The 13,906-nt window shown below is 52.9% G+C and carries 14 protein-coding genes; 9 read left to right on the top strand and 5 right to left on the bottom strand.

The features are described 5' to 3' along the window. Nucleotides 1–3 precede the first annotated feature (3 nt). Nucleotides 4–633, bottom strand: coding sequence for an imidazoleglycerol-phosphate dehydratase HisB (gene hisB / locus NNX04_RS15270; RefSeq protein ID WP_261946352.1), 630 nt, complete (start codon nt 631–633; stop codon nt 4–6). A 217-nt stretch (nt 634–850) separates the two neighbouring features. Between hisB and NNX04_RS15265 the strand changes: the two genes are divergently transcribed. After that, a complete protein-coding gene (locus NNX04_RS15265; protein WP_261946351.1) occupies nt 851–1,522 on the top strand; it encodes a hypothetical protein in 672 nt (223 codons plus the stop codon). Nucleotides 1,523–1,694: 172 nt separating this feature from the next. Continuing rightward, nucleotides 1,695–2,399 carry a hypothetical protein gene (locus tag NNX04_RS15260; protein ID WP_007638838.1) on the top strand — a complete coding sequence of 235 codons (705 nt, stop codon included), beginning with the start codon at nt 1,695–1,697 and terminating at the stop codon, nt 2,397–2,399. Here the strand turns inward: NNX04_RS15260 and NNX04_RS15255 are convergent. Then, complete coding sequence (locus tag NNX04_RS15255) at nt 2,396–3,697, bottom strand: dicarboxylate/amino acid:cation symporter (protein WP_261946350.1); 1,302 nt, start codon at nt 3,695–3,697, stop codon at nt 2,396–2,398. The genes NNX04_RS15260 and NNX04_RS15255 overlap by 4 nt on opposite strands. An 84-nt stretch (nt 3,698–3,781) precedes the next feature. After that, on the bottom strand, nt 3,782–4,057 hold the full coding sequence (locus tag NNX04_RS15250; RefSeq protein WP_007638849.1) for an HU family DNA-binding protein: 276 nt from the start codon (nt 4,055–4,057) through the stop codon (nt 3,782–3,784). 141 nt (nt 4,058–4,198) lie between these two features. On the opposite strand from NNX04_RS15250, the gene NNX04_RS15245 reads away from it, so the two are divergent. From NNX04_RS15245 to NNX04_RS15225, 5 genes are all read left to right on the top strand, one after another. Continuing rightward, nucleotides 4,199–4,789 (top strand): chorismate--pyruvate lyase family protein, encoded by a 591-nt coding sequence (locus NNX04_RS15245; protein ID WP_261946349.1) that lies wholly within the window; start codon nt 4,199–4,201, stop codon nt 4,787–4,789. A gap of 164 nt (nt 4,790–4,953) precedes the next feature. Further along, nucleotides 4,954–5,820 carry a 4-hydroxybenzoate octaprenyltransferase gene (gene ubiA, locus NNX04_RS15240; protein WP_261948411.1) on the top strand — a complete coding sequence of 289 codons (867 nt, stop codon included), beginning with the start codon at nt 4,954–4,956 and terminating at the stop codon, nt 5,818–5,820. A 130-nt stretch (nt 5,821–5,950) separates the two neighbouring features. Further along, nucleotides 5,951–6,649, top strand: a complete 699-nt coding sequence (phoB, locus tag NNX04_RS15235) for a phosphate regulon transcriptional regulator PhoB (RefSeq protein ID WP_007638853.1) — start codon at nt 5,951–5,953, stop codon at nt 6,647–6,649. A gap of 147 nt (nt 6,650–6,796) precedes the next feature. Next, nucleotides 6,797–8,080: a phosphate regulon sensor histidine kinase PhoR gene (gene phoR, locus NNX04_RS15230; RefSeq protein WP_007638854.1), complete on the top strand. Its 1,284-nt coding sequence runs from the start codon at nt 6,797–6,799 to the stop codon at nt 8,078–8,080. 329 nt (nt 8,081–8,409) lie between these two features. Beyond that, complete coding sequence (locus NNX04_RS15225; RefSeq protein WP_007638856.1) at nt 8,410–9,603, top strand: lytic polysaccharide monooxygenase; 1,194 nt, start codon at nt 8,410–8,412, stop codon at nt 9,601–9,603. Between the two features lie 114 nt (nt 9,604–9,717). Here NNX04_RS15225 and NNX04_RS15220 read toward each other — a convergent pair whose 3' ends face one another. After that, nucleotides 9,718–11,478 carry an ABC transporter transmembrane domain-containing protein gene (locus NNX04_RS15220; protein WP_261946348.1) on the bottom strand — a complete coding sequence of 587 codons (1,761 nt, stop codon included), beginning with the start codon at nt 11,476–11,478 and terminating at the stop codon, nt 9,718–9,720. A gap of 201 nt (nt 11,479–11,679) precedes the next feature. After that, nucleotides 11,680–11,889 carry a cold-shock protein gene (locus NNX04_RS15215; RefSeq protein WP_007638858.1) on the bottom strand — a complete coding sequence of 70 codons (210 nt, stop codon included), beginning with the start codon at nt 11,887–11,889 and terminating at the stop codon, nt 11,680–11,682. Between the two features lie 262 nt (nt 11,890–12,151). Between NNX04_RS15215 and NNX04_RS15210 the strand changes: the two genes are divergently transcribed. Both NNX04_RS15210 and NNX04_RS15205 read left to right on the top strand, forming a co-directional pair. Continuing rightward, nucleotides 12,152–12,580: a hypothetical protein gene (locus NNX04_RS15210; RefSeq protein ID WP_261946347.1), complete on the top strand. Its 429-nt coding sequence runs from the start codon at nt 12,152–12,154 to the stop codon at nt 12,578–12,580. Between the two features lie 119 nt (nt 12,581–12,699). After that, nucleotides 12,700–13,899 (top strand): Bcr/CflA family multidrug efflux MFS transporter, encoded by a 1,200-nt coding sequence (locus tag NNX04_RS15205; RefSeq protein ID WP_261946346.1) that lies wholly within the window; start codon nt 12,700–12,702, stop codon nt 13,897–13,899. Nucleotides 13,900–13,906: the final 7 nt, after the last annotated feature.

The raw sequence follows: 13,906 nt of genomic DNA, 5'->3' as shown, positions 1-13,906 counted from the left end.
AAATCAGAGACTACCTTTGGTGGACGGCATAATGCCTTCCATACGCGGATCAAACTCAAGCGCCATACGCAGGGCGCGACCGAAGGCTTTGAACACGGTTTCGATCTGGTGGTGAGCATTGTGGCCGCGCAGGTTGTCCACATGCAGGGTGACGCCGGCGTGGTTGACAAAGCCCTGGAAAAACTCCCAGAACAGCTCTACATCAAACTGGCCGATACGCTTTTGGGTAAAAGGGATGTGCATCACCAGACCGGGGCGACCGGAGAAATCGATCACTACGCGCGACAAAGCCTCATCCAGCGGCACGTAGGCGTGGCCGTAGCGGCGGATGCCTTTTTTATCGCCCACGGCTTTGGCAACGGCCTGACCAATGGTGATGCCAATGTCTTCCACTGAGTGGTGATCGTCGATATGGGTGTCGCCGTCGCAGGTGACGTCCAGGTCGATCATGCCATGGCGGGCGATCTGATCCATCATATGTTCAAGAAAGGGCACGCCGGTGTTAAACACGCCTTTACCGGCGCCATCGAGGTTGAGGCTGACGTTGATTTTGGTTTCCAGGGTATTGCGCGCCACACTGGCAACCCGTTGGTTGGGTGCAGTAGGGTCAGTGCAAGGGGTTAAATCGGTCATAAATACACTCGGCAGGGAGCAGGCTGAAAAGATGCGCGAATTATATAGACTCGGGCCGCTAAATTCACGGAAAGCTGCGCTATAAGCGCGATTGTTAAGTGGGCATACAGTTTCCAGCACCCAAAATTCTTATCAAGTCCCCAGCGGACAAGTGCTGGTTTTACGGCTACCCTGTTTTTCTCACCCTAAATCGCTTCACCCTGAATGGATTATCACTATGAAACCTTACCTGATGAACTCATCACGCATAAAAAACCTGCTGAGCCGCAACACTCTCGTAACCCTGGCCCTGTTGGGCGCCAGTTGTACCGCGCTTGCGGCACCCAATAGCACCCCCAATAATCCGGCTAACGCCAGCTACACCGGCTGGAGCTGGTCGGGGCATGTTGATCATGTCAGGTTTGACGAAGAAGCCGCTGCATCGCAGGGCATTGAAGACACCGCCACAGCGGTAGGTGGCGCAGCGGAATATTATTCCAGCAACAGCGAAAATACCCTGTCGCTGGGCATTAACGTCCTTTTCTACCGCGATAACGCAGCCTTTGGCCAGTATGTAGAGGACTATTGGGGCGACGATGTAGATTACGAAGAGTCAGACGCCAACGCGTTTATGCTATTTGCCGAATACGGCCCCAAATACCGTTTTGGACAGGACAATATGACCTTTGTGACCGTCCGCGGTGGCATCAGCGGTATCCTGGCCTCGGAGCGCAGCATCAGTAATTGCAGCGATTGTTACTCCGAGGATATCGAAATAGACGGCGGGCTCTACGGGGTAATAGGTATAGGTCAAACCCTTGGCCGCCTGGATTTGAGCCTGCAATTCCAACAATATTTTAGTGGCGACATCGACAATAGCCTGCGCCTGAAACTCTCGGGTGCATTTTAATTTCTATATAAAACAAGCACTAACCTGAATACCCCAAGGGTATTCAGGTGAATTTACGCAGTTCTGCCAATTCTTATAAAAAGACGTTATTAAGACTCACTTGCGTTTGTACTGCCATGGTTTACTTTTAAATCGCCACTCGTTGAAGTAGGCGCCGCGAAGGACAATAAATGTGATTACCTATAACCAGTACACGGGCACCATGAATGACCCCTTGAATCCCATTCGCCAGCTGATTCGCCAAGCGCAGGAGCAGGATTCCGCGTCAGGCAAATTGCTCGAATTTGTGGAGTGCCGCAAAGGGCACCTGCATAACGCCATTAAATTACCGGCCGATAAGGCCACCAAAAAGCTCGCCGATTTTGTGGTGCGCTACATCAAACACGTGCCCGATTTTATCGATGCAATCCGCACCATGGCGCAGGAAGCGGGCATCTACGAGGATGTTAAGCCACTGCTGAAAATCGCCAGTGATTACTTTTTATCGCCACCGTCAATTGTGGACCCGCATAGCCAACTGCAGGCGCTGCTTGACGAAGCTTACCTTGCGCATCGTTTGCTGGAGGAAGTGAATGATCGCTTTATGGCAAAAAGTGGCATTCCGCTAGCGCCGATGGATATGACTCTCGCCAATGTGATTGCCCATGAATTAATTGGCGAGCCCTTTGCCAATGAATTGGATCAGGCGGTGCTCTTTTCAGCCGAATTGCTTCTGGATGAACAGGGGTTTACGGGCGAGCACATCGAAGACTATGTGCTTACTCACAAAGTGAAGGGCTGGCAACAGGAACTGGAGCGCTGGCCTTGTCTGGTGGAGGATCTTTCCATCAGCGTGGAGTTTGATCTGGATGACGACGAAACCGCCACCCGCCACTAGACAGGGTCGGTTTCGGCGTTAAGGGTCATATCGTTAAAGCGTGTCTCGTCAAGCATGCCTTCACTTTTGGCGACAATTACTGAAACAACCGCATCGCCGGTAATATTCACGGCGGTGCGCACCATATCCAAAAAGCGATCCACGCCGATAATCAACGCAATGCCTTCCACCGGCAACCCCACCGATTGCAATACCATCGCCAGAGTCACCAGACCAACGCCGGGCACACCGGCGGTGCCGACCGAGGCGAGGGTGGCAGTGAGTATCACCATTAGATAACCCATCAGACCAATATCGATGTTGTAGGCCTGGGCGATAAACACCGTGGCCACACCCTGCATGATGGCGGTTCCATCCATGTTAATAGTGGCGCCCAGAGGTACCGAAAAGCTGGCCACTTTGTTGTCCACCCCCAAATCGTGCTCCACCGTGCGCATGGTCACCGGGAGGGTGGCATTACTGGAGGCAGTACTGAAACCAAATACCATCACCTTCCACATTTTGCGCAGGAAAATCAGCGGGCCTAAGCCGCTCAGGGTTTTCAGCAGCAGGCCGTAGACGCCCAAACCGTGCAGCAGCAATACAAATAACACCGTAAAAAAATACTTGGCGAGATCAAGAATGGCACCAAAACCCAGCGAGGCAAACAGTTTGACCAACAGGCAAAACACGCCATAGGGTGCCAACTGCATCAACAACATCACCATCTTTAACACCACCTCATTGAGGTTCTCAAAGAAGGTGCTCATGTTGCTGCCAATAGTCCCGCCGGTGCGCGCTATGGCCACACCAAACAGAATCGAAAACACAATGACTTGCAGCATATTGCCTTCAGCCATGGCTTGAATCGGGTTGCTGGGGAAAATACTGACAAAGGTCTCTTTAATCGAGGGGGCTGCAGGTGCCGCGTAGTTGCTGGCCAAAGCCATATCCACATCACCACCGGGCTGGACTATTACCGCCACGCCCATCGCCAGTGCAATCGCGAGCGCAGTAGTCAACAAATAGAGCGCCATGGTTTTGGTCGCCAGTGCACCCATACGGCTGTGCCCGCCCAGCGAAGCCGCACCGCAGACCAGCGAGACAAATACCAGCGGAACAACCAATAACTTGAGCGAGGCAACAAATACCTGGCCAATCGCATCCAACAGGCCATTGATTACAACCGTCTGCAACCATTGCCCCAGTTGCGTTGCGGGAACCTTATTCGCTTCATCCACCCCTAAAATCAGGTTAAACACTACCCCAACTACAATGCCCAACAGCATGCCGAGCAGAATCTTGTTAGTCAGTGACATAGGAAAACCTCTTGGAATTATTGGGTATCGAGGGTAGATGACTGCGGCAGCGAACCGCCGCAGAGGGGATGAACAGGGAAAAAATTATTCGTTAACGGCGTCTTTCAACGCTTTGCCCGCTTTAAAAGTGACGGTTTTGCTGGCGGCGATTTGGATAGTGGCACCCGTCTGCGGATTGCGGCCTTCACGCGCGGCGCGCTCGCTCACATTAAAACTGCCAAAACCCAGCAGCGCTACCGACTCACCGCGCGCCAAGGCATTGGTGATCTGCTCAATAAACGCCGAGACCACCAAATCCGCTTTATTTACGCCCAGGTCAGTCGTATTGGCTAGGGCAACAACTATATCGGTCTTATGCATAATGCTTCTCCTTTAGGGTATCAAGCCGCGAGTTTACCTGCTTGCAGGCGGTTGCGGCAGGCTTGACGGCGCTTTTTCACCACCGCGCGCTGAATCAAGCTGATAAACTGCGCCCGCTCACAGCAGGCAGAGGAGATAGTTTTGCCCAGTGCGATAGCTTCCACCCACCGCAGTTTCCGCTGGCGCCCACGCCGACAGCTGCCGCCCCAAAGCCGTCCACCGCGCGCCTTATGCGCTTGGCTGGATGATAGCGGCTCACTCACCGCCCGTTTGATTGCGCTCAGCCAAGGCCAGTTTCACCTGGAGGTTCTGCGTCAATATCTCGCCCTCCCCAGCCGTGAAGAACAACAAGCACTCGCCATGGCGCGGCCCGCGCGCGCATTAATCCGCGAGGTAATTCTGTGTGGTCGCAACCAGCCATGGGTATTTGCGCGCAGTGTACTGCCGTTGTCCAGCCTTAGCGGTAAATTGCGCCACCTGCGCAAACAGCACAATCGTCCACTCGGCGCCTTTTTGTTTAGTCAGCCGCACTTGCGGCGCAGCCCCATTGCAGTAGCCGCCTTTAGCGCCGATGATGGCTATGTGCCCGCCAGTATCGCCCGCCAGAACTCACTCTGGGGACGTCGCTCGGTGTTTGCATTGGATGGGAAACCGCTGCTGGTGAGTGAGGTGTTTTTACCCGCGCTCTGCGCTCAGTTGTTGCAGGATAAACCATCGATCAATAATCAATAACATTTGAATATCGGCTTATGACAACCCCTAAAACGCCCCGCCGCTCCGCTAAACCTGCCACTGCAAAAGCAGCTGGCACCAAAGCCGCCAGCCCAAAAACAGCAACTACAGATACGCCAAAACCGCGTACAACAGCGGCTAAAAAGGCCGGGACTAGCGGGTTTATGGGCAAACTCAAGCAAACACTGCCGCTCTACTGGCGCTTGATGCGCATGGATCGCCCCATAGGCACATTGCTGCTGCTCTGGCCCACCCTCTGGAGCCTGTGGCTGGCAGCCAAAGGCATACCCAGCGTGAAAAACCTGGTGATTTTTACCCTGGGTGTGATTGTGATGCGCGCGGCTGGCTGCGTAATCAATGACTTTGCCGACCGCAAAATCGACGGTAGCGTCGCGCGCACCAAAGATCGCCCACTCGCCACCGGCGCAGTTTCCAGTCGCGAGGCGATTTTTTTATTCATTGGCCTATGCGTGATCGCCTTTGCCTTGGTGCTGATGACCAACCCGCTTACCATCAAACTCTCTGTGGGTGGCCTGCTGCTCGCCTTTTGTTATCCCTTTATGAAACGTCACACCCACTTACCACAGGTGGTATTGGGCGCCGCGTTTGCCTGGGGAATACCCATGGCCTATGCGGCCGAGGCCGGTTCGCTACACGAAAACATTTGGCTGATTTACCTCGCCGTGGTGCTTTGGACGGTGGCCTATGACACCTTTTATGCCATGGTGGATCGCGAGGACGACCTTAAAATCGGCGTGAAATCCACCGCCATCTTGTTTGGGGAACAGGATCGGTTGATGACCGGCATCCTGCAAATCCTGGCGCTCTATGCGCTGATTCTGGTGGGTAATCGCTTTGAGCTGGGGCTGTTCTATTATCTGGGCTTGACGGTGGCGGGTGGTTTGTTTGCCTATCAACAGTGGTTGATTCGCTTTCGCGCGCGCGAAGCCTGCTTCAAAGCCTTTTTAAATAACAACTGGGTGGGTGTGGCGGTATTTGCCGGTTTAGCTATGGATTATTACTGGCACTAAGCCCACGCGACTGCACGCAGCTACAATTTTCTGACTTGTCATAAATATGTAACACTGAGCTTATTAAATAAGCTGCAACAATAGCTTCATGAAACGTGAAGCCTACCGTAGTTTTATTAGGCAGAAGATTATGACTGGTCGCAAAATTCTTATCGTCGACGATGAATCCGCCATTCGCGATATGTTGCGTGTGGCACTGGAGATGGCCGAGTACCAAGTGCTGGAAGCCAGTAACGCGCAGGACGCTCACGGCCTGATTATCGACGAAAAACCCGACCTGATCCTGCTCGATTGGATGATGCCCGGTACCAGCGGTATTGAACTCGCGCGTCGCCTGAAGCGCGACGAAGTTACCGCTAATACTCCCATCATCATGCTCACCGCCAAAGGTGAAGAGGACAACAAAATCCAGGGGCTGGAAGTTGGCGCCGACGATTACATCACCAAACCTTTTTCACCGCGTGAATTGGTCGCCCGCTTGAAAGCAGTATTGCGCCGTGCCGACCCACAGATTTCCGCCGCCCCCATCACCGTACAGGGTCTGTGTTTGGACCCCGCCAGCCACCGCGTCACCATCCACGATCAGTCAGTCGATATGGGCCCCACTGAATATCGCCTGCTGGAGTTTTTTCTCACCCACCAGGAAAGAGCCTATACTCGCAGCCAATTGCTGGATCATGTCTGGGGCGGCAATGTGTATGTGGAGGAGCGCACGGTCGATGTGCATATCCGCCGCCTGCGCAAAGCCCTGACCATCGACGGTCACGAAGACCTGATCCAAACTGTACGCGGTACCGGCTATCGTTTTTCGACACGAATCGAAGCCTGATATCACTAAGCTGCAAGTATTCGGCAGCGGGCAAGCCTGAGCGACAATCGGAGACAGGATGTCGACGATTAGCCCCCATGGATGGGTTCACGGCGTGTCGCGCAGGCTTGCCCGCTGCCGAATACGGATCGAAACTGAGAGGCCCCCTTGTTAAAAGGTTTCAGCGCTGAACTCCAGCGCATTCTGATTATTCTCGCCACCTGCAGCCTGATTGGTTTTTTCAGCGACAACTACGCGCTGTGGATGCTACTCGGCTGTGGCATTTACATTGTGTGGATGCTCTGGCAAATGCGCCGCCTGAACCAGTGGCTACTCAAACGCGAGAGCGAACACCCGCCGGAGGCCAGCGGTATCTGGGGGCAGGTGTTCGACAACATCTACCAACTGCAGCGCGATCAACGCATTGAAAAAGACAACCTGCAAGCGGTGATCAAACGCATCCAGGAAATCAGCTCAGCACTCAAAGACGGGCTGGTCATTCTGGACGCGCGCGGCCATCTGGATTTCTGGAACCCCGCCGCCCATCGCATGCTTGGGTTGAATACCAAAGACCAGGGGCAATCGGTCATCAATTTTGTGCGTCACCCCAAATTTGTCGCCTATTTTGAAGAGGGCAATTACGGCGAGCCGCTGGAAATTCCCTCGCCGCGTTTTCCCTCCAAACACCTGCAATTCCAAATCACCCCGTTTGGCAAAATGGAGCGATTGATTGTGGTGCGTGATGTGACCCAACTGCACAACTTGGAAAAAATGCGTCAGGATTTTATCGCCAACGTCTCCCATGAATTGCGCACACCGCTCACGGTGATAAACGGCTATGTGGAAACCCTCGCCGATAACAACACCACCCCGAGCTGGAATAAACCACTGCAGCAAATGTTGCAGCAAGCCAAGCGTATGTCGCTGCTGATTAACGATTTACTGGTGCTTTCCAAACTCGAAACCACAGAGGCGGGCCACAATTACAAGCCCATTAATATTGAGCAGCTGCTCACCATTGTGAAAAGCGAAGCGGAAGTATTAAGCAAGGATAAAAACCAACAGCTCACGCTGGTGTGCAACAACACCACGCGCCCACTGTTGTTGCAGGGCAACGAAAAAGAATTGCACAGCGCCTTTTCCAATCTGGTAATTAACGCCATCAAATACACCCAGCCCGAAGGGCGCATCAACATGCTGTTATGGCAGGACGAGAAACATTTTTATGTTTCGGTAAGCGATAACGGCCCCGGCATTGATGCCCAACATATTCCGCGCCTGACCGAGCGTTTTTATCGTGTGGATGCCAGCCGCAACAGCGGCACCGGCGGCACCGGGTTGGGTTTGGCGATTGTGAAACACGTGCTGATGCGCCATTACGCCGAATTAAAAATTACCAGTGAACTAGGCAAGGGCAGTATGTTTATTTGTGTTTTTGCACTGCCGCAATAGTTACACCGACATTCGCACATCAGGCTTATTTACTACCGGAGTCTCATCCTTTTGAGGGTGAGACCAGCATCACAATTTTTTCACACCCTGTAATTCAAAGGCTTTTTTGGCGAAATTAATCCGAATTATTGCCAAAACTCGAACGCGCTACGCAAACTCCTACCGCTCAACCCGAAAGTCGGACTCGCCAAATACAACGTTGTCATTTTAGACTCATTGCTGCTGCAAAATATCCGCACCCCGGTTGTTGGATATAAATGCACTGAACATTACCGCGCCGCTCAAGTGGCACCGGTTATACCTTTTTTACTTCCAGCAGGAGATCCAGAGTGAACAAGATCAATAAATGGCACTCACGCCTCAACCTGAAAAGTTGTGGCGTATCAGCCTTAATCATCAGCCTCAGTTCTTTGTTTGCCGTTACCGAAGCCAGCGCCCACGGCTACGTGTCATCACCTAAAAGCCGGGTGATTCAATGTAAGGAAAACGGTATTGAAAACCCTAGTCACCCCGCGTGTATCGCGGCCAAAGCAGCAGGTAACGGCGGCTTGTACACCCCGCAAGAAGTGGCGGTGGGCGGTGTGCGCGACAACCATGAGTTCTTTATTCCCGATGGCCGCCTGTGTAGCGCCAACCGCGCCAACCTGTTTGGCATGGACCTCGCCCGCACCGACTGGCCAGCCACCAGCGTGACTGCTGGTCCACTGAACTTTGTGTGGACTAATACCGCGGCGCACAAAACCACCTATTTCCGCTACTACATCACCCGTGAAGGTTACGATCACAGCCAGCCGTTGCGTTGGAGCGATCTGGAATTGATTCACGATTCAGGCCCGGAAGATCAACAAGCCGTATCTACCCATCGGGTACAACTGCCACCGCGTACCGGTCGTCACATTGTGTACAGCATTTGGCAACGCGACTGGCTGCGCGATGCGGCGGAAGGCTTTTATCAATGTATCGATATCGACTACGGCAACGGTTCTAACCCACCGGCCAGCAGCAGCGCCTCGTCGGTTTATAACTCATCGGTAGCGTCATTGAGCTCTAGCTCCGTCGCCTCCAGCATCTCCAACAATACCTGTGAAGGTCTGGGCATTTGGAACCCGAGCATTGCTTATACCGCACCGACCCAAGTGCAACACAACGGCAAACGCTACCAGGCCAACTACTGGACGCAAAATAACAATCCTGCAAGCAACAGCGGCCAATACAGCTATTGGTTAGATCTGGGTGCCTGTGTAGGTGGAGTAGCTTCATCATCGGTGGCATCAAGCATCCTTGCTAGCTCGTCGTCCAGCGTGAGCAGTGCGGTAGCGTCTTCATCTTCGGCCGCTACCGGCAACTGTAGCTCACCTGCCTATGTCAACGGCGCGACCTATGCTGCAGGAGCCTTAGTACAAAACGGTGGTAGCGAGTACAGCTGCACCGTGGCTGGCTGGTGCACCGTGGGTGGCCCCTATGCACCGGGTACTGGCTGGGCCTGGACCAACGCCTGGTCACTGGTGCGCAGCTGCCAATAATGGCGCAATCTCGAGTGCCGGATCTGCCCTGCAAGTCGGTTCCGGCACCCATCCAATAAAAACGGCCACTGCCTGCGCAGTGGCCGTTTTTTATGCCTGTCTGATTCGTGTAACTCAGGTGTCGCCAGAGGGTTCAGGCTGAAATTGCAAACGGGCCAATTGCTGGTACAGCTCACTCTTGTCCATCAATTCCGTATGAGTCCCTGTCGCCACAATCCGGCCCTGTTGCAACACCACAATGCGATCCGCATTCACCACCGTGGAAAGGCGATGGGCAATCATAATGGTGGTGCGGTTTTGCATCAGTCGCTCCAGCGCCTGCTGCACTGCCTGTTCGCTATTGGAATCCAGCGCGCTGGTGGCTTCGTCCAGCAATAAGATCGGGCGATCAGCAAGAATCGCCCGGGCGATAGCAATACGCTGTTTTTGCCCGCCGGATAAGCGTGCACCGCGCTCGCCCAGGTCGGTATCCAGCCCCTCGGGTAACTGCTGAATAAACTCCATGGCAAACGCCGCCTCGCAAGCTGCGATAACCTGTTCATCGCTCGCCTCGGGCCGCGCATAGCGCACATTTTCACGCACGCTGGTGGCAAAAATCACCGGATCCTGCGGCACCAGGGCGATGCGCGCGCGCACTGCCTGTATGTCAGCGTCTTTCAGGTCGATACCATCGAGCAACACACTGCCGTCCAACGGATCATAAAAGCGCTGCAATAGCTGAAAGACCGTGGTTTTACCCGCGCCCGAAGGGCCAACCAAGGCGACTTTTTCACCGGGATTTACGCGTAAATCAAACCCCGCAAAGACCTGCGTATCCGGCCGCGACGGATAGGCAAAATGCACCGCGCGCAGCTCCACCAAACCGGAGGCAGGCTCGGGTAACGGCAAAGGGTCAGCGCGCAGTGGCAAGCTGGAAGGTGTCGCCAACAGCTCCACCAAGCGCTCGGTCGCACCCGCCGCGCGCTGTAACTCACCAATCACTTCCGAAATAGTACCCATCGCACTGGCGACCAACACGGCGTAAAAGATAAACGCCGACAGTTCGCCCGCGCTAATTCGGCCTGCCAGTACATCGTGGCCGCCCACCCAAAGGATCAATGCGACGGCACTAAACACCAGGGTGATAACTGCAGCCACCAATAACGCGCGCTGCTGAACACGCTTGATGCCCGTCGCAAAAGTCGCCTCCACTCGCTGATTGAATACCGCACCGGCGGCCGCTTCATGGCCATAGGATTGCACGGTGCGAATTTCGTGAATTACCTCATCGGTATAGGCGCCGACATGGGCGACTGAATCCTGGCTGGCCCGCGCCAGAGTTCGCACCCGACGGCCAAAAGCGATAATCGGCACCAATACAAAGGGAATCGCGACCAATACCAGCGCCATTAATTTCAAGCTGGTCACCGCCAGCATCACCAAACCACCCAGCAGCAGCAAAGCGTTGCGCAGCGCCATAGAAACGCTGGAGCCAATCACCGTCTCCAACTGGGTAGTATCATTGGTCAAGCGCGAAAGCACATCGCCAGTACGGTTTTGCTCAAAAAATACGGGTGATAAGGTTAATAGGTGGGCAAATACCCGGCGGCGCAAATCCGCGGTAATGCGTTCACCCAGCCAGGAGACCAAATAAAAACGCGCGTAAGTCGCCACCGACATCAATAAAATCACCGCCAATAAACCCAAGAGCGCCACATTGAGCAACTCCGCACTGCCCGCCACAAACCCTTTATCGATTACTTGTTTAAGCCCTTGCCCAATCAGCAAAACAGAGCCAGCGGCAATCACCAGCGCCAGTAAAGCTGCGGCAATACGGGTTTTATAGGGAGCGAGCAGGTCGACCAAAATCCGGCGTCGGGTCAGGGCAGTGGGCATAGCTATTCCAGAAGGGGGAAGTGGTAGATCAGCAGGAGATTGGGGAGCGCAGGTTAAATACAAGCAAACGTGCGTGAGTGGTGACCTTTGTCAGGCCGGGTCAGAAGTAAAACAGTGCAGGGAAATAACAAAATGACGGGCAACAAAAAAGGCGAGATTTTCATCTCGCCTTTTTAATCACACTTCTAAATCCGCAAGGAATTAGATAGCGGTGATGTTTTCAGCCTGTGGGCCTTTTTGGCCTTGGGTCACAGTGAAGCTAACTTTTTGGCCTTCAGCCAGGGTTTTGAAGCCTGAACCTGAAATGGCGCTGAAGTGAGCGAAAACATCTGGACCAGATTCTTGTTCGATGAAACCGAAACCTTTAGCTTCGTTGAACCATTTTACAGTGCCAGTAGTAGTTTTAGACATAGTGTTACCTATTAATACAAAAGTAAGGATTACCCCGAGGGGCGATTGTGCTGGAAATGTGGGAATTACTTATGTAAACAGGCCAAAATTCTATTACTGGAACTTCGAAATGTGGTGCATAAATATTAGACGTACTTTCAAGCTGAATCCAAGTCTACACGCCTTTGAGGCAAAGTCAATCATTTAACTTTCACTGTGCAACTCATGGGCATAACCCGAGAAGGTTATACTGTGCAGCGCATTTTCCCAGGAGGATTTTAGTATGTTGGTATGGTTGAAAAGAGTATTTTTAGGGCTTTCCGCCAGCGCACTTTGCACCAGCGCGCTGGCCCAGACCAATGATTTTACTCTGGCGGATTGGCCCCCCACGGCCGCACCGTTGAAACCTGTTTATGTCAAAGCCATTATGGAGCAAGCAGGAATTCATCGCGTTTCTTTCTCACGCGATACTGCGTTTTACGTAACTGCACTGGATAGTTTTGCGCACTTGGCACAGGAAAAAAATTATCGCCCTTATTTAAAAACCTCGGTGGCGCAGAATCTGGCCACTCTCGCTGTAGTGCATTGCGATTGGAACAACGGTGTTGAACCCTGGGAGTTCGCACAAAAATATTTAGGCGCTGAACAGCTGGCCTTATTACAAACACGCTACCCTGACGCCATCACCAAACTGCGGAAGAATTGTGAATAGGCGGGTCTATCCATCTAAAAATTCGTTGAATCTGTTTTAATAGACGGGCTCTTTATTGGGCTGCACACAGACTAGGATGTTATTACTCTCTCGCCTCACTTGCGGCCACATCCTCTGTCATGACTCGTCAATCGCATCCTTATTTAATAGTACTGCTCGCTGCCGTTATTGCCACCACACCACTGGCAGTGGATATGTATTTACCGGCTATGCCTAATATCGCCACCGACTTGCACACACACATTGGCACAGTACAACAGTCGCTGAGTATTTTTCTCGCCGCCTATGGTGCGGGCATGCTGTTGTTTGGGCCGCTTGCAGATTCCCTGGGGCGGCGGCCATTGGCGATTTTTGGCTTAACCGGTTTTACCCTCAGCAGTATTGCGCTGGCGTTAGTACAAGATGCGCAGATATTTTTACTCTTGCGCGCAAGCCAGGCATTTTGTGGCGCGGCCGCCACCGTGGTAGTGCCGGGCTTGGTGCGGCAGTTGTATCAGGAACACACCGCCAAGGGCATGTCCTATTTATCCATGATGATGATGCTCGCCCCGCTGCTCGCACCGGGCATTGGTAGTGTGATTTTATGGTTCAGTGAATGGCGCAGTATTTTTATTGTGTTAGCGCTTTATGGAGCGATGATTTTTGCACTGGTGTGGAAGTGGCTGCCAGAGATTAGCCAGCCAATTGCTGGCAATGACGATGCACCCGCAGGATTTTTTAGCGGTTATAAAATTGTATTTTCCAATCGCCAGGCGCGGCCGATGATTCTAAGTATGATGTTCGGGTCGTTTGCGTTTTTTTGTTTTATCACTGCCGTATCGTTTGTATACATTAATTATTTTGGCGTGAGTGAACAAACCTTTAGCCTGCTCTTTGGTGCCAACGTGATTTGTTTAATCCTCGCGAATTTTATTAATAGCCGCTTGGTTACGCGGGTTGGCTCGCTGCGGATGTTACGCTGTGGTTTAGTGATTGCGCTAATTAGCGCCTTTGTTTTATTTCTCGTGAATTATTTGCAGCTGGGCCTGTTATGGACAGTGCTGAGCATAGCGCCACTGATGGGGGCCTTAACGCTGATGTCCACTAATGCTGATGCAATTGTATTGATGAAGTTCCCGCATCACAGCGGTACGGCGACGGCGGTTACCGGAACTTTACGGTTTGGCAGCGGTGCCTTTGCCGGGCCATTACTTGCTTATTTTTATACGGGAACTGCCATGCCTTTTGCGCTGCTGATGCTCAGCGGTGTCGGCGCAGTTGCCCTCTGTCAACTCTGGTATTGGTTTGTGGATAAACAACCTGTGCCGGGCGCACTGTGAGTGAATA

This window comes from Cellvibrio sp. QJXJ (genome assembly GCF_024452345.1).
Taxonomy (GTDB): Bacteria; Pseudomonadota; Gammaproteobacteria; order Pseudomonadales; family Cellvibrionaceae; genus Cellvibrio.
Note: the sequence above shows the minus strand (reverse complement) of the source record. Positions and strands in the feature narration are given on the sequence as shown.